The 18,913-nt window shown below is 63.7% G+C and carries 19 protein-coding genes; 9 read left to right on the top strand and 10 right to left on the bottom strand.

The features are described from left to right. The first annotated feature begins 1 nt into the window (after position 1). Positions 2-442 carry a hypothetical protein gene (locus ACSYDV_RS08650; protein ID WP_438323391.1) on the top strand — a complete coding sequence of 147 codons (441 nt, stop codon included), beginning with the start codon at positions 2-4 and terminating at the stop codon, positions 440-442. Positions 443-445: 3 nt separating this feature from the next. Here the strand turns inward: ACSYDV_RS08650 and ACSYDV_RS08645 are convergent, their stop codons facing one another. The 5 genes from ACSYDV_RS08645 to plsY form a co-directional block, all read right to left on the bottom strand. Continuing rightward, positions 446-1,573 (bottom strand): alpha/beta fold hydrolase, encoded by a 1,128-nt coding sequence (locus ACSYDV_RS08645; protein ID WP_438323390.1) that lies wholly within the window; start codon positions 1,571-1,573, stop codon positions 446-448. A gap of 65 nt (positions 1,574-1,638) precedes the next feature. Next, the gene (gene topA / locus ACSYDV_RS08640) at positions 1,639-4,236 is read right to left on the bottom strand and encodes a type I DNA topoisomerase (RefSeq protein WP_438323389.1); all 2,598 of its coding nucleotides are present in this window, start codon (positions 4,234-4,236) and stop codon (positions 1,639-1,641) included. 86 nt (positions 4,237-4,322) lie between these two features. Further along, positions 4,323-5,870, bottom strand: a complete 1,548-nt coding sequence (locus ACSYDV_RS08635; RefSeq protein ID WP_438323388.1) for a VWA domain-containing protein — start codon at positions 5,868-5,870, stop codon at positions 4,323-4,325. Positions 5,871-5,984: 114 nt separating this feature from the next. Beyond that, positions 5,985-7,070 (bottom strand): DNA-processing protein DprA, encoded by a 1,086-nt coding sequence (gene dprA / locus ACSYDV_RS08630; RefSeq protein ID WP_438323387.1) that lies wholly within the window; start codon positions 7,068-7,070, stop codon positions 5,985-5,987. Continuing rightward, a complete protein-coding gene (gene plsY / locus ACSYDV_RS08625) occupies positions 7,067-7,672 on the bottom strand; it encodes a glycerol-3-phosphate 1-O-acyltransferase PlsY (protein WP_438323385.1) in 606 nt (201 codons plus the stop codon). Before plsY ends, dprA begins: the two co-directional genes overlap by 4 nt. A 209-nt stretch (positions 7,673-7,881) precedes the next feature. Between plsY and murI the strand changes: the two genes are divergently transcribed. After that, complete coding sequence (murI, locus tag ACSYDV_RS08620; protein ID WP_438323384.1) at positions 7,882-8,688, top strand: glutamate racemase; 807 nt, start codon at positions 7,882-7,884, stop codon at positions 8,686-8,688. Positions 8,689-8,706: 18 nt separating this feature from the next. On the opposite strand, the gene ACSYDV_RS08615 is transcribed toward murI, so the two are convergent. After that, complete coding sequence (locus ACSYDV_RS08615; RefSeq protein ID WP_438323383.1) at positions 8,707-9,240, bottom strand: hypothetical protein; 534 nt, start codon at positions 9,238-9,240, stop codon at positions 8,707-8,709. A gap of 193 nt (positions 9,241-9,433) precedes the next feature. On the opposite strand from ACSYDV_RS08615, the gene hemA reads away from it, so the two are divergent. Genes hemA through ACSYDV_RS08600 form a run of 3 tightly spaced genes read left to right on the top strand, consistent with a single transcriptional unit; the run spans position 9,434 to position 11,785 of the window. Further along, positions 9,434-10,654, top strand: a complete 1,221-nt coding sequence (hemA, locus tag ACSYDV_RS08610; protein WP_438323382.1) for a 5-aminolevulinate synthase — start codon at positions 9,434-9,436, stop codon at positions 10,652-10,654. Beyond that, positions 10,651-11,121, top strand: a complete 471-nt coding sequence (locus tag ACSYDV_RS08605; RefSeq protein ID WP_438323381.1) for a DUF695 domain-containing protein — start codon at positions 10,651-10,653, stop codon at positions 11,119-11,121. Before hemA ends, ACSYDV_RS08605 begins: the two co-directional genes overlap by 4 nt. Then, positions 11,108-11,785, top strand: coding sequence for a nitroreductase family protein (locus ACSYDV_RS08600; RefSeq protein ID WP_438323380.1), 678 nt, complete (start codon positions 11,108-11,110; stop codon positions 11,783-11,785). The genes ACSYDV_RS08605 and ACSYDV_RS08600 overlap by 14 nt, the downstream gene beginning before the upstream one ends. Positions 11,786-11,787: 2 nt before the next feature. Here the strand turns inward: ACSYDV_RS08600 and ACSYDV_RS08595 are convergent, their stop codons facing one another. From ACSYDV_RS08595 to ACSYDV_RS08585, 3 genes are read right to left on the bottom strand one after another with little or no spacing between them, the layout of a single operon-like run. Then, positions 11,788-12,378 (bottom strand): GNAT family N-acetyltransferase, encoded by a 591-nt coding sequence (locus tag ACSYDV_RS08595; protein WP_438323379.1) that lies wholly within the window; start codon positions 12,376-12,378, stop codon positions 11,788-11,790. Between the two features lie 55 nt (positions 12,379-12,433). Beyond that, positions 12,434-12,880: a hypothetical protein gene (locus tag ACSYDV_RS08590; RefSeq protein ID WP_438323378.1), complete on the bottom strand. Its 447-nt coding sequence runs from the start codon at positions 12,878-12,880 to the stop codon at positions 12,434-12,436. Positions 12,881-12,929: 49 nt separating this feature from the next. After that, on the bottom strand, positions 12,930-13,919 hold the full coding sequence (locus tag ACSYDV_RS08585; protein ID WP_438323377.1) for a threonine ammonia-lyase: 990 nt from the start codon (positions 13,917-13,919) through the stop codon (positions 12,930-12,932). 64 nt (positions 13,920-13,983) lie between these two features. Here ACSYDV_RS08585 and ACSYDV_RS08580 point away from each other — a divergent pair, with 64 nt between their 5' ends. From ACSYDV_RS08580 to ACSYDV_RS08565, 4 genes are all read left to right on the top strand, one after another. Then, the gene (locus ACSYDV_RS08580; RefSeq protein WP_438323376.1) at positions 13,984-15,192 is read left to right on the top strand and encodes a saccharopine dehydrogenase family protein; all 1,209 of its coding nucleotides are present in this window, start codon (positions 13,984-13,986) and stop codon (positions 15,190-15,192) included. Between the two features lie 89 nt (positions 15,193-15,281). Continuing rightward, a complete protein-coding gene (locus tag ACSYDV_RS08575) occupies positions 15,282-15,635 on the top strand; it encodes a DMT family protein (RefSeq protein ID WP_438323375.1) in 354 nt (117 codons plus the stop codon). Between the two features lie 12 nt (positions 15,636-15,647). Further along, positions 15,648-16,820 (top strand): carboxynorspermidine decarboxylase, encoded by a 1,173-nt coding sequence (locus tag ACSYDV_RS08570; protein ID WP_438323374.1) that lies wholly within the window; start codon positions 15,648-15,650, stop codon positions 16,818-16,820. Between the two features lie 7 nt (positions 16,821-16,827). Beyond that, on the top strand, positions 16,828-17,235 hold the full coding sequence (locus ACSYDV_RS08565; protein ID WP_438323373.1) for a hypothetical protein: 408 nt from the start codon (positions 16,828-16,830) through the stop codon (positions 17,233-17,235). A gap of 6 nt (positions 17,236-17,241) precedes the next feature. Here the strand turns inward: ACSYDV_RS08565 and ACSYDV_RS08560 are convergent, their stop codons facing one another. Next, the gene (locus ACSYDV_RS08560; RefSeq protein ID WP_438323372.1) at positions 17,242-18,888 is read right to left on the bottom strand and encodes an FAD-dependent oxidoreductase; all 1,647 of its coding nucleotides are present in this window, start codon (positions 18,886-18,888) and stop codon (positions 17,242-17,244) included. Positions 18,889-18,913: the final 25 nt, after the last annotated feature.

The following is an 18,913-nucleotide window of genomic DNA, read 5'->3' as shown; positions in this document are numbered from 1 at the left end:
AATGACGAAACCCAATTCCATTGTGCTTTTCGACCGTCTTTTTATGGGCTCGCTGGTACTCGGCGTGCTCAACTTCATCTTCGGGTGGAACGAGCTTTCGGCCAAACTAGCCAGTTCACCCGAAATGGCGGCGACCGGCTTTGGAACAGGCTTCCTCGTCACATCATTCGCCATCGGCATGATCATCAACCTGATCATCTGGTATTTCATTTCGGCGCGGGCGAGCAAAATTGCCAAATGGATACTGACCGCGTTTTTCGTCATCGGCCTGCTTTCGATGCTGAGCAATATGAACAACCCGCTCGGGCCGCAGGGGATCTCACTCGCAGTAGCGCTCGTCATCAGCGTGATTCAGGCCGCAGCGATATACATGCTCTTCCGGCCCGATTCCATCGCGTGGTTCAGCCGTAAGCCGCCAGTGGATCCGGACACCTTCCGCTAGAAACTAAATCCGTCGGCAATCGTTCGGCGGCGCCTGTCCGTCGAACCGCGCGCCGATCCATGCCAGCGTCTCCGCCGCGCTGTCGCGCGCGGTATGGGCGTGGTCGCCGCCCGGAAGGTCGACCCAGCGCACGGCGGTACGCTGTCGGCACACCGATTTCGCAAATTTTTTCGTGACGTTCGGCGCGACGAGCGGGTCTTTGACGCTCTGGGCGATCAGCAGCGGCCCCGGCATGCTTGCCGCATCAACACTGTTGGCGCGCATCGCCTTCGCCCATGGCTCGATCCGCCCCAGATCCTTGTTCTTGAGCGCGCCGCGTAACGACAGGATTCCGATGATCGTCGCGAGGCGCGGACTGGCATCAAGCGACAGGCAGTTATTCTGCGCCAGCTTGCGCGCGACGTCCTGGTTCACCTTGCCCAGAATGCCGTCCATCGAATAGCCGAAGCGCTGCGACCAGCTGTACATGGTAAAGCCCATCAACAGCGCACGCACATTGGGTTCGCTTGCCTTGCGCATATTCTCGGCCAGTTCCGTCGGCGGCGCGGCTGCGGCCGTCCCGACGAGCGTCAGATCGGGCGCATAGGATCGCGCCCTCGCAGCGGTCCATAAGGCGGCATGACCACCTTGCGACTCCCCCCAAACGGCAAATTTCTCGCCCGCTGCAGCGCCGGGGATCGACCGCGCAGCGCGCACTGCGTCGAGCACCGAATGCGCGGTATCTCCGCCGACCAGATAGGGATGCGGCATCGGCGAGCCGAGCCCCGGGTAATCGGGCGCGACAATGACATAGCCTTCACGGATCGCCTGTTCGAGCCCGGGGGTCGCGGTGAAGAAATCGGGGTTGGTCGACAGCGCGCATTTCTCGACTACGCCCGACGTTCCATGTGCCCACGCGATCACGCGGCGTGGACGGGGCGGCACCGCTTCGCGCGGCGCGACGACCATGCCGGTCACTTCCTGCCGCACGCCGTCCTGGCGCGTCGTCCAATAGCGCACCCGCCACGCCTGCATCCCCGCCGGAGCCGCTGCCACAGGCACGGATGCCACAAGGTCTCCCGGCTGCTGCGCAGCGACGGGTGAAGTCAAAACCGACGTACCAGCGAACAGGATCGCGATCAGGTGGCGCATGGATTTCTCCCCTGCGCCACCCTATCATGCCTCCTCGACAGCGAAAGCCTTGATTGCGAACGCCGTTATTCCGCGACCTCGTCCTCTGCCGCCGCCTTCTTCTTGGCGGGAGCCTTTTTCGCCGGAGCTTTCTTGGCCGCAGCCTTCTTCGGCGCGGCCTTTTTCGCCGGTGCCTTTTTCGCGGGCGCCTTCTTCTTGCCCTTCGCCGGCCCCTTCGCAGCGCGCGCGTCGATCAACGCGATCGCTTCCTCTTCGGTCAGCGCGTCGGGCTCCATCGATTTTGGCAAAGTCGCGTTGGTCGTGCCGTCGGTGACATAGGGGCCAAAGCGTCCCGCCATCAGCTTCATGTCGCCCCCGCTGGTCGGATGCGCGCCAAAGGTCTTGAGCGGCTCTGCCTTGGCACGCCCGCGCCCGCCGCCCGCAGCGGCTTCGGCGATGCGGACCACGGCCGCGTTCATGCCGATGTCGAAGATTTCGGTAGTGCCCGTCAGCTTCGCATATTTGCCGTCATGGAGCAGATAGGGGCCGTAGCGCCCCAGCCCCGCCATGATGGGCTTGCCGCTTTCGGGATGCGTCCCGACCTCACGCGGCAGGCTGAGCAGCCGCAGCGCATAGTCGAGGTCGAAATCTTCGGCCACTATGTCCTTGGGGATCGACGAGCGCTTCGCCTCCTTGCCGTCGCCAAGCTGGATATAGGGACCAAAGCGCCCGCTGCGTTTCGTCACTTCCAGTCCGCTTTCGGGATCGGTGCCCATCGTTTCGGGCCCGGTATCGGCACCATCGCTGCCACCCGGTTGCGCGAACTTCCGCGTGAATTTGCAGTCGGGATAGTTGCTGCACGCGATGAACGGGCCGAACTTGCCGCCGCGCAGCGCCAGCTTGCCGGTGCCGCAATTGGGACAGATGCGCGGATCGCTGCCGTCGCCCTTGTCGGGGAAGAGATAGGGGCCGAGAAATTCGTCGAGCGCCGCAGTAATTTCCGACGGCTTCTGTTCCATCACCTCGCCCGTGCGCGGCTTGAAGTCGCGCCAGAAACGATCGAGCACCGCCTGCCATTGCGCGCGGCCACCCGACACGTCGTCAAGCTCTTCCTCAAGCCCGGCGGTGAAATCATATTGCACATAGCGTTCGAAGAAGCGCTCGAGAAACGCCGTCAGCAAACGCCCGCTTTCTTCCGGCATGAAGCGGTTCTTTTCGACCGTCACATAGGCACGGTCCTTCAGCACCTGAAGGATCGCGGCATAGGTCGACGGGCGCCCGATGCCCAGTTCTTCCATCTTCTTGACGAGGCTCGCTTCCGAATAACGCGGCGGCGGCTGCGTCTCGTGGCTCTCGACCTCGACCCCGGTTTTCGCCGGCACATCGCCCTTGGCCATCGCCGGCAACAGACGCGCATCATCGTCGTCATTATTGTCGTCGCGGCTTTCGTCATAGAGCGCGAGGAAGCCCGGGAATTTCACCACCTGCCCCGTCGCGCGCATCATCGTCTTGCCGGTGCCGTCGGTGAGGTCGATGCTGGTGCGTTCGAGCCGCGCTGACGCCATCTGGCTCGCCAGCGCGCGCTTCCAGATCAGCTCGTACAGACGCCCATGATCGCCGCTGCCGGCCTTGTCCTTCGAAAAGTCGGTCGGGCGGATCGCTTCGTGCGCTTCCTGCGCATTCTTCGCCTTGGTCTGATATTGCCGCGGCTGGTCGGGAACATAGCCGCCGTCATAGCGGTTCGCGATCGCCTTGCGCGCCGCGCTGATCGCGCTGCCGTCCATCTGGACGCCGTCGGTACGCATGTAGGTGATCGCGCCGTCTTCGTAGAGGCCCTGCGCGATCCGCATCGTATGGCTGGCCGAGAAGCCAAGCTTGCGCGCCGCTTCCTGTTGCAGCGTCGACGTCGTGAATGGCGGCGGCGGGTTACGCGTCAGCGGCTTCGTCTCGACCAGATCGACGGTAAAATGACCCGCTTTCACATCGGCCTCGGCCGCCCGCGCGTCGGCTTCACTGGTAATCGTCAGCCGCTCGATCTTGTCGCCGCGCCAGCGCGCCAGACGTGCCTTGAACGGCGTCCCCGACATTTCGAACAGGCCCGTGATCGACCAATATTGCTGCGCAACAAAAGCCTCGATCTCACGCTCGCGTTCGACGATCATCCGCAGCGTAACCGACTGGACACGGCCCGCCGATTTGGCCCCGGGCAGCTTGCGCCACAATACCGGCGACAGGGTAAAGCCGACGAGATAATCGAGCGCGCGGCGGGCGCGATAGGCGTCAATCAGATCGTCGTCGAGCGCGCGCGGTTGCGCCATCGCGGTCAGCACCGCATCCTTGGTGATGGCGTTGAACGTGACCCGGTCGACTTCGGCGGGCAGCGCCTTTTTGCTGCGCAGCAATTCCTGCACATGCCAACTGATCGCTTCCCCTTCGCGATCAGGGTCAGTCGCGAGAATCAGACGATCCGCCGTTTTCGCGGCGTCCTGAATTTCCTTCATCCGCTTGGCTTTGTCGGGATAGAGCTGCCACTGCATTGCAAAGCCGTCGTCGGGATCGACCGAGCCGTCCTTCGGCGGCAGGTCGCGGACATGGCCATAGGACGCCAATACCTTGAAATCGCGGCCCAGATATTTCTCGATTGTCTTCGCCTTGGCCGGCGATTCAACGATTACCAATTGCATTCAAAACTATCCCCGTTACCGGCTCTCACATGTACGCGCGAGGGTGGCGGGGATAGCTTGATTCCGTCAAGCCGGATTTTTCGCGATCAGCTCTGCCATTGGAAGTCGGCGGGCAGCACGCATTTGCCGGCATCATATTTGCCGACGCTGCGGATGACCTCCTGATCCTCGGGCTCGATGCGGCGGCCGCTGATCTGGCTGTCGACCACGCGGCGGACGAGCGCGTCGAGGCGCGTGACGAGATAGCAATCGATCGCCGGCGGTGCGTGCGGATTGCCGACCCCGCTGTCGTCGGTCAGGAACAGGTAACGCGACTGGGTCGCCGCCGCCATCGCGCGCATCGCATATTCGGCTTCGTCGGCAACGCCCGATGCCGCAACCGGGGTGATGTGGATGCGCTTGGCGCGCGCGGCCTCGGCGGCCGCCCACGTCCGCCCGAACTTGTCATTGTGCGGCGGCGCGTCGGCGACGAGCAGCAGCGACTTCACCGCGTCGGGGCGCCATTCCTGACCCACCGCACGGATCAGCGCCTGATCCATCGCCTCGGGATAATCGCCGCCGCCATTCGCCGATTGCCGCGCCAGCATGCCCTGCGCCTTGCCGATATCGCGGTCGAAGGCAAAGCTGCGCGTGACATATTCGTCGCCGATATCGCGATAGAAGACAAAGCCGATGCGGATATCGAGGTCACGGTGCTTCGCGGTGATCGCGCCGATGATCGAGCGCAATTCCGCCTGCAGAAAGCTGATCTCGTCACCCATGCTGCCGGTGGTATCGATCACCAGCATCAGGTCGAGCTTGGTCGCTTTCGTCGCCATCTGGTTCGCGGTCAGCCCGACCGACTGTCCACCCGGTGCGTTGGCGACCAGCACGGGCCGCGCATCGGCGATCGTGCGTCCAGCCTTTTTCGCCGAAACGCTGATGCGCTCGCTCAGCCGGTCGAGGCCGGGAAAGAAGACCGCGCTGCCGTCGGCTTGCGTCGCCATGGTGATGCTGTTGCCGTCCGAACATGTCACGACGACATCGGCAAAGGGGATCGGCTGACCGTTGCGGTCGTTCACCTTCACCGTCACGACGCGCATCGTATCAACGCGTGGCAGGGCCCTTATGTCCTGCCCCAGATCGCTGCGATTGACATAAGCGGCGTAAAGTTCGGGGTTGAGCAGATCATCATGCTCGCCTGCGGTCAATATCCCCGATTGGGGCTGCGGTTGTGGCCGTGGATAGGGGCGCCGCGGCAAGATCGACGGGCTGGTGCGATAGTCTCCCGTCGACCCCGCTTCGGGCGACGCCGGCTCGGCGCTGCGTGCACTTTCTGCCGAACCCGACGACTCACTTACTGCCGCCGCGTCGGCGGACGCGGCATCGACATAGGTCGATGTCGGTGGCGGCGGCGGAGCAGGCGGAGGCGGCGGCGACGCCATCGCGACCATTTCGCCGCGTTTTCCGCCAGCGCCATAACCCGTTTGCTGCTGATCCTGCTCAACCTCGACGCCCAGACGGGGCAGCGGATCGGCGGTGCGGCAGAAGCCCTGTTGCGGCGCCACCGTCCTCGCCTGTGCCAGCGGGATCGGGGTGGACGCCGACGCCAGTATCGCCGTCATCGTTACACTCGTCAGCAATCGACTTCGCATCATCGGACTCCCCGAATGTTATACAATATCATTGAACTGCGATTCGGCCGCTGAACCGTGGCTGAACCGCGATGAACGGCTAGATGATAGGGGGTTTCGGCGCAGTGCGCCCGGTCACATCAGCGAAATTCGCGCTCCGGCATGGCGCTCGATACGCCCCGCGAGTTCGAGTTCGAGCAGCACGAGCTGCACCGCTGCTGCGGGCTGCCCCGACTGCCTAACCAGTTCGTCTATTGCGACCGGGGTCGGACCGAGCAGTTCGGCGATCGCACGCCGGTCGCCCTCGCTCCCCTCGCCCTGCGTCGGCGCAGGCGCATAGGTGCGCGCGGGCTCCCGCAGCATCCGCGCGTCGATCGGCCCGACCGCTTCCAGCACATCGTCGACATTCTGGATCAGCGTCGCGCCCTCACGGATCAGCAGGTTGCAGCCCTGCGCTCGCGGATCGAGCGGCGATCCCGGCACCGCCATCACCTCGCGGCCATAATCGCCGGCGCGGCGCGCGGTGATCAGCGACCCGGATTTGGGCGCCGCCTCGATCACCACCGTGCCCTGCGCCAACCCCGCGATGATGCGGTTGCGCGACGGAAAATGGCGCGCCAGTGGCTCGGTTCCCGGCGGCTGTTCGGCGATCAACAGCTGGTCCACCGCGATCTTTTCCTGAAGCTGCGCATTTTCGGGCGGAAAGGCGACATCGATCCCGCTCGCGATCACCGCCGCAGTCGCGCCGCCAAGCGCGCCGACGTGCGCAGCGGTATCGACGCCGCGCGCGAGCCCGCTGACCACCGTGACATCACGCGCGGCCAGGTCGAGGGCAAGCTGACGTGCAAAGCGACAGGCTGCGGCCGACGCATTGCGTGCGCCGACGATCGCAACGCACGGCCGTTGAAGCATCGCGGTGTCGCCGCGAACGACGATCACCGGGGGTGCGCCCTCGACTTCGCGGAGCAGCGGCGAATAATCCGCATCGTCGCTGAATATATGCCGCGCGCCCAATTCGGCGACACGCTCCAATTCGCGCAGCGCAACGTCGGCGGGGGCGATCCGCGCCTTCCCCGCACCGCCGCGAAGAACCAGATGGGGCAGAGCGTCCAGCGCCGCCTCTCCCGATCCGAAGCGCATCATCAACTGATGCCAGCTCACCGGGCCGACGTGCGGGGTGCGGATCAGCCGCAGCCGTGCCAGCCGCTCGGCATGGGTCATGCAGCGTCCTTCTTGCCGCTGCCGACGCGCGGTTCGGTCCCGGCGCGCAGCCGGGCGATATTTTCGCGGTGCCGCCAGAGCACGATGACCGCGAGGCCCGCGAGGCCGATCGCATAGGTCGGATGGCCGAACGCCAGCGCAGCAACCGGCGCGGCAACCGCGCCGAGCATCCCGCCGAGCGACGAGATGCGCAGCAGCAAGACGGTCGCCAGCCATACGGCGGCGAAGACCAGCCCGATCGGCCAGGCGAGCGCGAGCGACAGGCCCAGCAGGGTCGCAACCCCCTTGCCGCCCCTGAAGCGCAGCCAGACGGGATAGCAGTGGCCGATCATCGCCGCCGCGCCCGCGATCATCGCGCCATCGTCGCCCAGTTCGGGGACGAAATGGCGTGCCAGCAACACAGCGACGGCACCCTTGGCGCCGTCGAGGATCAAGGTCGCCGCCGCGAGCCCCTTACGTCCGGTACGCAATACATTGGTGGCGCCGATATTGCCCGACCCGATCTGGCGCAGGTCGCCCGCGCCAAAGGCTCGCGTAATCAGGACGCCAAAGGGGATGGAACCGAGGAAATAACCCGCGGCGATCAGCAAATATATCGTCATGAAACCCCACTCCGTTTGCGCCAGTGTGACGATATTGGGCGGCGCAATCAATGGATTCGGATAGTCACGCCGCCAAAATGGACAAGACCGTCGCCCCCGCGAAGGCGGGGGCCGCTATCGGCGTAGCGCAATATCGCCTGCGGCCCCCGCCTTCGCGGGGGCGACGAGATTGGATTGAGCGCCGCATCGCCGCCTGCTAGGCGGCACATATGCACGCCCCCGCACCCGACGCGCCCATCCTCTTTTTCGACAGCGGCCTCGGCGGGCTCAGTGTCCTCGCGCCGACCCGCGCGCTGCTGCCGACCGCACCGATCGTCTATGCCGCCGATTATGCCGGGCTGCCCTATGGCGAGAAGAGCGAGGCCGAACTGGCGGCGCGCGTCCCGGCGCTGCTCGGGCGGCTCGTCGAGCGATATCAGCCGCGGCTCGTCGTGGTCGCGTGCAACACGGCATCGACGATCGCGCTCACCCATATTCGCGCCGCGCTCGATCTTCCGATCGTCGGGACCGTTCCGGCGATCAAGCCTGCGGCGGAAATCACCGAAAGCGGCGTCATCGGCGTGCTGGGCACCGAAGCTACCGTGCGTCAGCCTTATGTCGACGATCTCAGCGCGAAATTCGCGGGCGGCAAAACGGTCCTGCGCCACGGCAGCCCCGGGCTCGTCACCGGCGCCGAGGCGAAACTCAACGGCGGGACGATCGATCCCGCCGTCGTCGCACGCGCCATTGCCGGTCTTCGCGACCAGCCAGGCGGCGAAGCGATGGACGTCATCGTTCTCGCCTGCACGCACTTCCCGCTGCTGCTCGACGAATTGCAGGCGGCCGCCGGCCCCAATGTCCGCCTGATCGACGGCGCCGAGGGTATTGCGCGCCGCACCGCCGCGCTCACCGCGGGACAGGCATGGCCTGCCTCGGCAACGCCCGGCATCGCGGTGTTCACGCGGAGCGACGATCGCCCGCCGCCGCCGCTCGCAACGCTGGCGCCCTATGGCATCGACCGGATCGAGATGATCTGACCCTCGCCTAAGCGGCGCCTATTCGGCGCCGCTTAGGCACGACGCCAGCCATGCGCGCTCGGTCGCTTCCGGCGCCTGATCGCCCAGACTGCGGACCTTGGGCAGGCCGGACTGACGGCTCATCTTCGCGCAGCTCGGCGCGTCTCCATCGGAAACGCCGTGGAGGCGCCCGCCGCATATCATCAGTGTCTCGTCGGACGTTCCCCAGCCGACCTTCTCCGCATCGGACGGCGCCTTGCCCGCGCAATAGGTATCGGTCTCCGACCCCGGGTCGCCGCAGATTTTGTCGATGCGCGCCACATTGGCTTTTGCGGTGGCAATGAACCTTTGCTCATACACGGCATTGGTCGCGAAATAGCTCTGCAGGCCGCAGACCCGCTCGCCGCGCTGGGCCAGCAGGTTGTAACTGCAGATGCGCGACCCCTGATATGTTTCGCAGCTCATCCATGCGCCGTCGAACGGCGCCGGACTCGGATTCGGAGCGGGCTTTGTCGCCGAAACACCGACACCGAGCGATGCGATCGACAGCAGCGCAACCGTGAACAGACGCATATTGGACAACTCCTTCATAAAACCTTCATTTCCGTTTCATGCTAGGCGGCCGACGTCAATGATGCCGTGCGAAGGATCACAGTCATCAAGCCCATGACTTGCGAATCGTTCGCACTGGATTTTGGCACGTTTCGCCGCTAATGGCTGCCGCATCGACGGCCGCAGACAAGGCGGCGCACATGCGGGGCATGACGTGAACTACGACGACATATTCGCTCGAGCCATTGATCGGCTGCACGAAGAAGGGCGCTACCGCGTCTTCATCGACATTTTGCGGAACAAGGGCGCATTTCCGAACGCGCGCTGCTTCGCGGGTCACAATGGCCCCAAGCCGATCACCGTCTGGTGCTCGAACGACTATCTCGCCATGGGCCAGCACCCGAAGGTGGTCGCCGCGATGGAAGAGGCGCTGAACGACGTCGGCGCCGGATCGGGCGGCACCCGCAACATCGGCGGCAACACCCACTATCATATCGACCTCGAGGCCGAGCTTGCCGACCTGCACGGCAAGGAAGGGGCGCTGCTCTTCACCTCGGGCTATATCTCGAACGAGGCGACGCTGGGCACGCTTGGCAAGCTGCTGCCGAACTGCATCATCTACTCGGACGAACTGAACCACGCCTCGATGATCGCGGGCATCCGCAATTCGGGCTGCGAAAAGCGCGTGTGGCGCCACAATGACCTCGAACATCTCGAAGAGTTGCTGGCGGCCGATGATTCAGGCGCGGCGAAGCTGATCGCGTTCGAAAGCGTCTATTCGATGGACGGCGACATCGCCCCGATCCACGCGATCTGCGACCTTGCCGAGAAATATAACGCGCTGACCTATTGCGACGAAGTCCATGCCGTCGGCATGTACGGCCCGCGCGGCGGCGGCATCAGTGATCGAGACGAAGCGGCAAACCGCATCACGATCATCGAAGGCACGCTTGGCAAGGCGTTCGGCGTGATGGGCGGCTATATCGCCGCCGACAAGAATATCATCGACGTGATCCGCAGCTATGCGCCGGGCTTCATCTTCACGACCAGCCTGTCGCCGGTGCTCGTCGCGGGCGTCCTCGCCGCGGTGCGCCACCTCAAGGCATCGAGCGTCGAGCGCGACGCGCAGCAGGCGGCCGCGGCCTTCCTGAAGCAGAGCTTCCGCGACGCCGGACTTCCGGTGATGGACTCGACCACGCATATCGTTCCGCTGATGGTCGGCGATCCGGTGCGCGCAAAGAAAATCAGCGACATCCTGCTCGCCGAATATGGCGTCTATGTTCAGCCGATCAATTTCCCGACCGTGCCGCGCGGCACCGAACGCCTGCGCTTCACCCCGGGCCCGGCGCATGACGAGGCGATGATGCGCGAATTGACGGTGGCGCTGACCGAAATCTGGGGCCGGCTGGAGCTGGAACTCAAGAAAGCCGCGTGAGCGATTCCGGCATTTTCCCAACGGACGATTGGGCTGTAGCGAGGGGAATGGGCCCCCATGGCCCCGTCCTTTCGCGCTATCGGAACGGAATGCCGTCCAGCGCAGACCGGGCGCTGTTTTCGAACCTCGTTATCATCCGTTGGCAATATGCCGATCCGAACACGGGTAGTTTGCCCGACGACGACACGCTCGACCAGATGACCGAGTTCGAGGATGCCGTTCTGGAGGCTTCCGACCACGAAAAATATTGGGGTTCGGGCGTCGCCGTCCTGACCGAAAACGGCATTCGCGAATGGCGATTTTACACACCCGACACCTCCGAGTTCATGGACAATTTCAACAGAGTCCTGAGCGAGATGGATCCTTTCCCGCTCGCCTTTGAGGCATATGACGACCCCGAGTGGCTCGCCCTCGCCGAACTGCAATCGGCTCCCAATGACAGTGATGGTGACCATGAAGACATTTGACGAAATCGTCGTCGGACGCCGCTCGATCCGCGGTTTTCTCGACAAGCCCGTACCCAAGGCGCTCGTGGCCGAAGTGATCGAAGTCGCGATGCGCGCGCCCTCTTCCTTCAACAATCAGTGCTGGAATTTCTCGGTCGTCACCGGCGCCCCGCTCGAGGCGATCCGTCAGGGCAATACCGAAGGCATCCTGGGCGGCAAACCCGACAGCCGCGAGTTCCGCCGCTTCGACGGCATCGCCGACGACCATCGTGCCCGTCAGATCGAGATCGCCAAGCAGCTGTTCGGCGCCATGGGCATCGAACGCGAGGACAAGGACGCGCGGCAGGACTGGGTTTTGCGCGGCTTTCGTCAATTCGATGCGCCGGTAAGCGTCGTCGTGACCTATGACCGCATCCTGCTCGGCAGCGACATCGCCCCCTTCGATTGCGGCGCGGTGACCAACGCGCTGGTCAACGCGGCCTGGTCGCGCGGGCTGGGCTGCGTCATCAACAGCCAGGGCATCATGCAAAGCCCGGTGGTGCGTGAACATGCCCATATCCCCGACGATCAGGTCATCATGATCTGCGTCGCGATGGGCTGGCCGGACGAGGATTTTCCCGCCAACGCCGTGGTGTCGAACCGCAAGAGCGTTGATGAAGCCGTGCGGTTCGTCGGCTTCGACTGACCTCAGCCTGCCGGACGCATCATTCCCCAGAAATGCGGGCCGCCGCCGGGAACATCCCATTCGACCTGCGTGACGAAACCCAGTCGTTCGTAAAGCGGCACATTCTCGGGCGTCGCGGTTTCCAGCCAGCACGGCAGGCCTTCGGCATCGGCCACCGCGGTCTGCGCGCGGATGATCCGGCCGCCATGCCCTTTGCCCTGATGCTCGGGGCGAACGCCGACATAGTGGAGATACCAGAAGCGCCCCTTGGGCCGGTGCGCGTCAATTCCGGCCTGTGCCTTCAGCCCCCGCGGCAATGCCGTGCCGAAGGTCGCGACAAGCGGGATGACGGTGCGCAGAAACTCCATCGTTCCGCCATGCGCCTGTCCCGGCGCGCGCCACAGCGCAGCGGCTTCATCGGCGGATGCACGAAGCGCAATGCCCGCGCGGACGTCAGCGGGCACAAGTATGCGGAACAGGCTGCGCAGCGCGCGAGCGCGGTGGGCGGCGTCGGGCAATATCCACGATAGCGCGGGATCGGTCTGGAACGCCTGCGCCAGCGTCTCGATCAATACCGGGTGATCGGCCTTATCCGCCGATATAATGTCGTTCATCCTGCCCCCTCGCCCTCACCGTCTTCGCGGAAAGGACGAGGGTTGGCGGGAAAATTCAATCGCGGCAATAGCCTTCGCCGTCCTTGACCTTCAGGCACTCTTTCTTGCCCGCCAGATATTTCAGGCCGGTCTCGTCGCCGCTCGCACGGGTAAGCGACATTTTCTCGGCGCCGCGCGTGAACTGGATGCCATGCTCGCTGTCGCTGCCGTCATAGGTGCCCTTGGTATCGAGATCCGACTGCATCTCCAGCTTGTATTTGCCGGGCTCGGCGGCGGTGATGGTGACATACATGCCTTCCGGCCCCGTCCATTTGCCCGCCCAGCTCGAAAAGCGGTGCGGCGCGGTGGCGGCATCTTCGGCGGGGGGTGTTTCGGACGGCACCGTTTCGACCGGAACCTCGGTCACCGTCGCATCGGTCGGCGCGGGCGCCTCTGCCTTTTCACATCCGGTCAGCAACGCCATGGCTGCAGCCCCCGTCAGGATCATGCTCATCTTCATCATGCTTCTCCTTCCCCGTCCAAACGCACCGCGGCGGATAAGTTTCCGCAGCCTATCCTGCCAAAATTTCCGCGTAGAGCCTGGGATCGACATTGCCCCCTGAAAGCGTAATCAATGTCGCGTCGCTGACTTCGACCTTCCCCGCCAGCACCGCCGCGAGCGCCGCCGCGCCGCCGGGCTCGACCACCAGATGCAATTTCTCGAATGCGACGCGCATCGCGTGACGGACCTCGTCGCGCGTCACCACAACGCCCTGCACGCCGCGCGCGCGCAGCACCGCGAAATTGATCGGCCAGGTTTGCGGCGTCTGGAGCGCATCGCATTCAGTCGGCCAGGCAAGGTCTTCGACCGCCAGGATTTCACCCGCCACCAGACTGCGCGTCACATCGTCCCAGCCTTCAGGCTCGACCGCGAAAACCTCTGCATCGGGACAGGCAAGCGCCAGCCCCGCCGACAGCCCGCCACCGCCGCAACAGGCGACAATCCGGTCGGGGCCAGCGACGCCGCGCGCCTTCATCTGCGCGCGCGCCTCGATCCCCATGCTCCCCTGCCCCTCGATGATCCACGGATCGCCATAGGCATGGACCAGTGTCCCGCCGCGTTTCTCGATCAACGCCGCCGCGATCGCATCGCGCGATTCGGTCAGCCGGTCGTACAGCACCACCTCCGCTCCCAGCGCGCGCGTTGCCGCAATCTTCATCTGCGGCGCATTTCCGGGCATCACGATCGTCGCGGATATCCCCAGCCTCTTTGCCGCCCACGCGACGCCCTGCGCATGATTGCCGCTCGACACGCCGACCACACCCGCAGCCGCCTGTTCGGGTGTCAGGTCGGTCAGCCGGTGCCACGCGCCGCGAATCTTGAACGCGCCGACGGGTTGCAGGCACTCGGCCTTGCACCAGATCGTCCTTCCATCGACCTCCAGCGGCAACAGCGGTGTCTGCGGCAGCAATGCAGCGACTTTTGCCGCGGCGCGTTCGATCCCAGCAAGAGTGGGGGCTCGATTGGGGTTGAGGAGGGGATCGGGGCTTTGCTGTGTCATGGCTTCGTCCTATAGGGCCGTTCATACTAGACAAGGCGGCAAAGGTCCGCACAGGAGATTTTTCATGAGCAAGGTTCTGGTGATCGGCGCAGGCGGCGTCGGTTCGGTCGCGGTACATAAAATGGCGATGAACGCCGATATTTTCCCCGACATCACGCTGGCCAGCCGTCGCAAGTTCAAATGCGATGCGATCGCGGATTCGGTGAAGACCCGCACCGGCGTGACGATCAAGACCGCCGAAGTCGACGCCGACAATATCGAGGCCACCGCGGCGCTGATCCGCGAAATCGGTGCGACCCACGTCGTCAACCTCGCGCTCCCCTATCAGGATCTGACGATCATGGAGGCGTGTCTGTCGACCGGCGCGCATTATATGGACACCGCTAACTACGAACCGCGCGACGAGGCGAAGTTCGAATATCATTGGCAGTGGGCGTATCAGGAACGCTTCAAGGATGCCGGCCTGATGGCGCTGCTCGGCTCGGGCTTCGATCCCGGCGTGACGAGCGTCTTCACGACCTGGCTCAAAAAGCATCACTTCGACCGCATCGACACGCTCGACATTCTCGACTGCAACGGCGGCGATCATGGCCAGCATTTCGCGACCAACTTCAATCCGGAGATCAACATCCGCGAAGTCACCGCCGTCGCGCGCCACTGGGAAAACGGCGACTGGGTCGAAACCCCGCCGATGTCAGTGAAACAGAAATTCGACTTCGAGGCGGTCGGCGAAAAGACGATGTACCTCATGTATCATGAGGAAATCGAAAGCCTGAAGACGCACCTGCCCGAAATCAATCGCATCCGTTTCTGGATGACCTTTGGTGAGGCCTATATCACCCACCTCAATGTGCTGCAGAACGTCGGCATGACGCGGATCGACCCGGTGCTCTACGAAGGCCGCGAGATTGTGCCGCTGCAGTTCCTGAAAGCCGTGCTGCCCGAACCGTCGAGCCTGGGTGAAACGACGAAGGGCAAGACCAACATCGGCGTCATCGCCACCGGCCTTGGCAAGGACGGCAAGGAAAAGACGCTCTATCTCTATAATATCTGCGACCATGAGGACGCCTATGCCGAAACCGGCAATCAGGCGGTCAGCTATACCACCGGCGTTCCCGCGATGATCGGCGCCGCGATGATGGTCACCGGCACATGGGCGGGTGACGGCGTGTTCAACATGGAACAGATGGACCCCGATCCCTTCATGGACATGCTGAACAAGCATGGCCTGCCCTGGCAGGTGAAGGAATTGGACGGACCGCTGAACTTTTGATGTAAGATCGGCCCCGGTTAAAGCCGGGGCCGTTTCCGGTCATCAAGCGCGTCAGCGACGTCTTCGCTGGCATGACCGACGAGGTGTGTATGACGGCCTATCTTGCGCCCATCGGGCTGCTCATCATCTCCAACATCTTCATGACCTTCGCCTGGTACGGGCATCTGGGGGACATGTCGCGGCCGATGTGGCTCGCGATCCTGATCGCATGGGGCATCGCCTTCTTCGAATATTGCCTGGCCGTTCCCGCGAACCGCATCGGCTATGGCGTTTACAGCGCCGCCGAACTCAAGACCTTGCAAGAGGTGATCACTCTTCTCATCTTTGCGGGCTTCGCGGTCTTCTGGCTCGGCGAGAAGCTGACGCTCAACCATCTCGTCGGCTTTTCGCTGATTGCCGGCGGGGCCTTTTTCATCTTCAAGGGACCGATTGCGGTCTCATAGGAATTTTCGACCATGGAAACCCGTGCCGGCGACCCCGGAGCTTTCGCCCGTTTCGATCTCGCCAGCGTCCCTTCGCCCGCTTTCGTCGTCGATGCGGCGAAAGTGCGCGCGAACCTGTCGGTGCTGCGTCATATCGGCGATGCGTCCGGCGCCCGCGTTCTGGCGGCGCTCAAGGCCTTTTCGATGTGGTCGCTCGGATCGACCGTGACCGAATATCTCGACGGCGTCTGCGCCTCGGGGCTCTATGAAGCAAAGCTTGGCCGCGAAGAATATGGCGGAGAGGTTGCGACCTATTGCGCCGGTTACAAGGAAGCCGACCTTCCCGAGATCGCGCGCCTGTCGGACCATCTGATCTTCAACTCACCTGGCCAGATCGCGCGCTTTCGTCCCCTGCTCGACGAATTGCGCGCGGCGGGCGAGACGTTCGACATCGGGCTGCGCATCAACCCCCAGCACAGCGAGGGCGAGGTCGCAAAATATGACCCCGCTGCACCGTGCAGCCGCTTGGGTTATCCGGTCAGCCAGTTGCTCCCCGAACATATGGAGGGCATCGACGGCATTCATATGCACAGCCTGTGCGAACAGGATTTCCCGCCGCTCGCGCGCACATGGGCTGCGGTTCACCCGATGCTGCGCCCTTTCTTCGGCCAGTTGAAATGGATCAACTTCGGCGGGGGCCATCATGTCACCCGCGCCGATTATCAGGTCGACGATCTCATCGCCTTCCTGAAACGCGTCCGGGCAGAAACCAATTGCGACGTGATGATCGAACCCGGCGAAGCGATTGCGCTCGATGCCGGCATATTGATCGGCGAAGTGCTCGACCTATTCGACAATGGCATGCCGATCGGGATCACCGACATTTCGGCGACCTGTCACATGCCCGACGTGATCGAGGCCCCTTACCGCCCCGCAATGCTCGGTGAAGCCACCGACGGTGCCCCTACGCGGCTTGGCGGCCCTTCCTGCCTCGCGGGCGACGTGATCGGCGACTACCGCCTCCCCGGCGGCGCGCGCATCGGCCAGCGTTTCGCCTTTCTCGATCAGGCGCATTATTCGATGGTCAAAACCAACACATTCAACGGCGTGCCGCTGCCGTCGATCTGGCTGTGGGACAGCGAGAGCGATGCGCTGAAGCCGATCCGCGAATTTGGATATGAGGATTTCAAGTCGCGGTTGAGTTGAAGCAGCCGTGACCGATCCGCGGAACATCACAGGACTTTGGACCGGCCAGTATTGGTATGCTGAACCATGGGAACCACCGACGGGTTTTGTAGCAACGATAAGCGACAACGGCGGCCTGCTGGCGGGTACGACGACCGAGCCATCCGACGTGCTTACGGGCATCGACGAGCGCGCCGATATCCGGGGCACGAGGGAAGGAACTGACGTCAGTTTCCGGAAATATTACGACGGTGATGGCGCCTATGGCCATACCGTGATTTACCGGGGCACGCTGAGTGGCGATGGCCGGCAGGTCGAAGGCCAATGGTTGCTCGATTCGATTTCGGGCAGCTTCCTGATGGTTCGCGATCTTCAAGCGCTCGCCGAAGAAGAGATCGCCAAATTCACTGAAGTCGAAATCCACCGCGTCGATTGACCGGCATCAATTCATCTCTGCCAGCGCCTGATGAATGTCGCTGATCACCACCGATCCCTCGCCGACCGATGACGCGACGCGCTTCACCGATCCCTTGCGCACGTCGCCAATGGCATAGATGCGCGGCCAGCTGGTCTCGTACCGGCTCGGCATGCGACCCAGTGACCAGCCCGCCTTGACCAGCTCCATCGGCGCGATGTCGACACCGGTCTTCACGAAGCCACGCTCGTCGCACACCATTTCCTTCGGCAGCCACCCCGTGTTCGGGCTCGCGCCAAGAAAGAGGAACAGAAAGCTGCAGCCGCAATCCGTTTCGGCGCCCGTCACCCGGCAGCGATAGGAAATGGCATCGAGCCAGTCTTCTCCTCGCAATCCGACGACATCGGTCGCGGCATGCAATTCGATATTGGGATGCTCTTCCAACCGCTTGACCAGATATTCGGACATGGTTTCGCGCAGGCTGCCACGGCGAAAAACGACATGAACCTTGCGCGCGGCATTGGCGAGATAGATCGCGCCCTGCCCCGCCGAATTCCCTGCGCCGACGACCGTCACCTCGGCATTGCCGCACAGCTGCGCCTCCATGGGCGTCGCGCCATAGAAGATACCGCGACCCTCATAATGTTCGATGCCGTCGATCGGCAGGCGCTGATATTGGGCGCCGCTCGCGATCACCACGGCGCGCGAGCGGAGCCTCCGCCCGTCGGCGAGGCTCAGGCAATAGGCGTCGCTGTCGCGGTCGATCGCCGCGCCGCGCACCGGGGCGACGATCCGTGCGCCGAATTTCTGCGCCTGCACCGTCGCGCGCCGCGCCAGTTCATTGCCCGAAATGCCGGTTGGGAAGCCCAGATAATTCTCGATCTTCGACGATGTCCCCGCCTGTCCGCCCGGTGCCAGCGCATCGATCGCGATCACCGAAAGCCCTTCTGACGCTGCATAGACCGCCGCCGCCAGCCCGCCGGGTCCGCTCCCGACGACGATGACGTCGGCGGTCGCACCATCAGGCAGCAGGTCGAGCCCAAGCCCCGCGGCAAGCTGTTCGGGCGTTGGCTGAGCCAGCACATCGGCCGCCCCCAATATGACCGCCGGCAACTGCTCTTCGGTCAATCCGTGTTCGGCCATCAGATGCGCCGCGACCGGGCCATCGGCGGAGTCGAACCAGCGATGCGCGACGCCATGTTTTGCCAGCAAGTCGCGCAGCGCATAGACGCCGCGATCCATCGCCGCTCCGATGACGATCACCACCGCAAAACCGCGATGGTTGCTGAACTCGCGCCGCGCCGACAGGACGCGGACGAAAATGTCCGAATAATGCGAATTGGCCGCAATCAATCGCTGGAAGTCGGCGTGGGCGATCCGCAATATCTCGCCATCGGCGCCCATTTCGACCCGCGACAGGTGCCGCTGGCCGGTCAGCACCGACAGATCGCCGGCAAATTGCCCGCGCTCCATCCAGCCAACGCGCTTTCGCCCCTCATCGGTCGAAGCGAAAATGTCGGTATGTCCCGACAGGGTGACGATGCAATCGGGCGCCATCGCGCCTTCGGCGACGATCAGATCGCCCGCCTTGTGCGACTCGATCATGCCATAAGCCGCCAGTTCGGTGAGTTCCGCGTCGGTAAAATCGTAATTGACGTCGGCGCGGGCTATCATCGAATTCTCCTTAAGGGTCCTCTTC

This window comes from Sphingopyxis selenitireducens (assembly GCF_051550705.1).
Taxonomy (GTDB): domain Bacteria; phylum Pseudomonadota; class Alphaproteobacteria; order Sphingomonadales; family Sphingomonadaceae; genus Sphingopyxis.
Note: the sequence above shows the minus strand (reverse complement) of the source record. Positions and strands in the feature narration are given on the sequence as shown.

What these genes read in the sequence shown, in the direction of transcription:
- ACSYDV_RS08650 (WP_438323391.1), top strand. Translation starts at nt 2, where the DNA reads ATGACGAAACCCAATTCCATTGTGCTTTTCGACCGTCTTTTTATGGGC.
- murI (WP_438323384.1), top strand. Translation starts at nt 7,882, where the DNA reads ATGCACGCCCCCGCACCCGACGCGCCCATCCTCTTTTTCGACAGCGGC.
- ACSYDV_RS08600 (WP_438323380.1), top strand. Translation starts at nt 11,108, where the DNA reads ATGAAGACATTTGACGAAATCGTCGTCGGACGCCGCTCGATCCGCGGT.
- topA (WP_438323389.1), bottom strand. Translation starts at nt 4,236, where the DNA reads ATGCAATTGGTAATCGTTGAATCGCCGGCCAAGGCGAAGACAATCGAG.
- dprA (WP_438323387.1), bottom strand. Translation starts at nt 7,070, where the DNA reads ATGACCCATGCCGAGCGGCTGGCACGGCTGCGGCTGATCCGCACCCCG.
- ACSYDV_RS08585 (WP_438323377.1), bottom strand. Translation starts at nt 13,919, where the DNA reads ATGACACAGCAAAGCCCCGATCCCCTCCTCAACCCCAATCGAGCCCCC.
- ACSYDV_RS08635 (WP_438323388.1), bottom strand. Translation starts at nt 5,870, where the DNA reads ATGCGAAGTCGATTGCTGACGAGTGTAACGATGACGGCGATACTGGCG.
- plsY (WP_438323385.1), bottom strand. Translation starts at nt 7,672, where the DNA reads ATGACGATATATTTGCTGATCGCCGCGGGTTATTTCCTCGGTTCCATC.
- ACSYDV_RS08645 (WP_438323390.1), bottom strand. Translation starts at nt 1,573, where the DNA reads ATGCGCCACCTGATCGCGATCCTGTTCGCTGGTACGTCGGTTTTGACT.
- ACSYDV_RS08570 (WP_438323374.1), top strand. Translation starts at nt 15,648, where the DNA reads ATGGAAACCCGTGCCGGCGACCCCGGAGCTTTCGCCCGTTTCGATCTC.
- ACSYDV_RS08590 (WP_438323378.1), bottom strand. Translation starts at nt 12,880, where the DNA reads ATGATGAAGATGAGCATGATCCTGACGGGGGCTGCAGCCATGGCGTTG.
- ACSYDV_RS08560 (WP_438323372.1), bottom strand. Translation starts at nt 18,888, where the DNA reads ATGATAGCCCGCGCCGACGTCAATTACGATTTTACCGACGCGGAACTC.
- ACSYDV_RS08580 (WP_438323376.1), top strand. Translation starts at nt 13,984, where the DNA reads ATGAGCAAGGTTCTGGTGATCGGCGCAGGCGGCGTCGGTTCGGTCGCG.
- ACSYDV_RS08615 (WP_438323383.1), bottom strand. Translation starts at nt 9,240, where the DNA reads ATGCGTCTGTTCACGGTTGCGCTGCTGTCGATCGCATCGCTCGGTGTC.
- ACSYDV_RS08575 (WP_438323375.1), top strand. Translation starts at nt 15,282, where the DNA reads ATGACGGCCTATCTTGCGCCCATCGGGCTGCTCATCATCTCCAACATC.
- ACSYDV_RS08595 (WP_438323379.1), bottom strand. Translation starts at nt 12,378, where the DNA reads ATGAACGACATTATATCGGCGGATAAGGCCGATCACCCGGTATTGATC.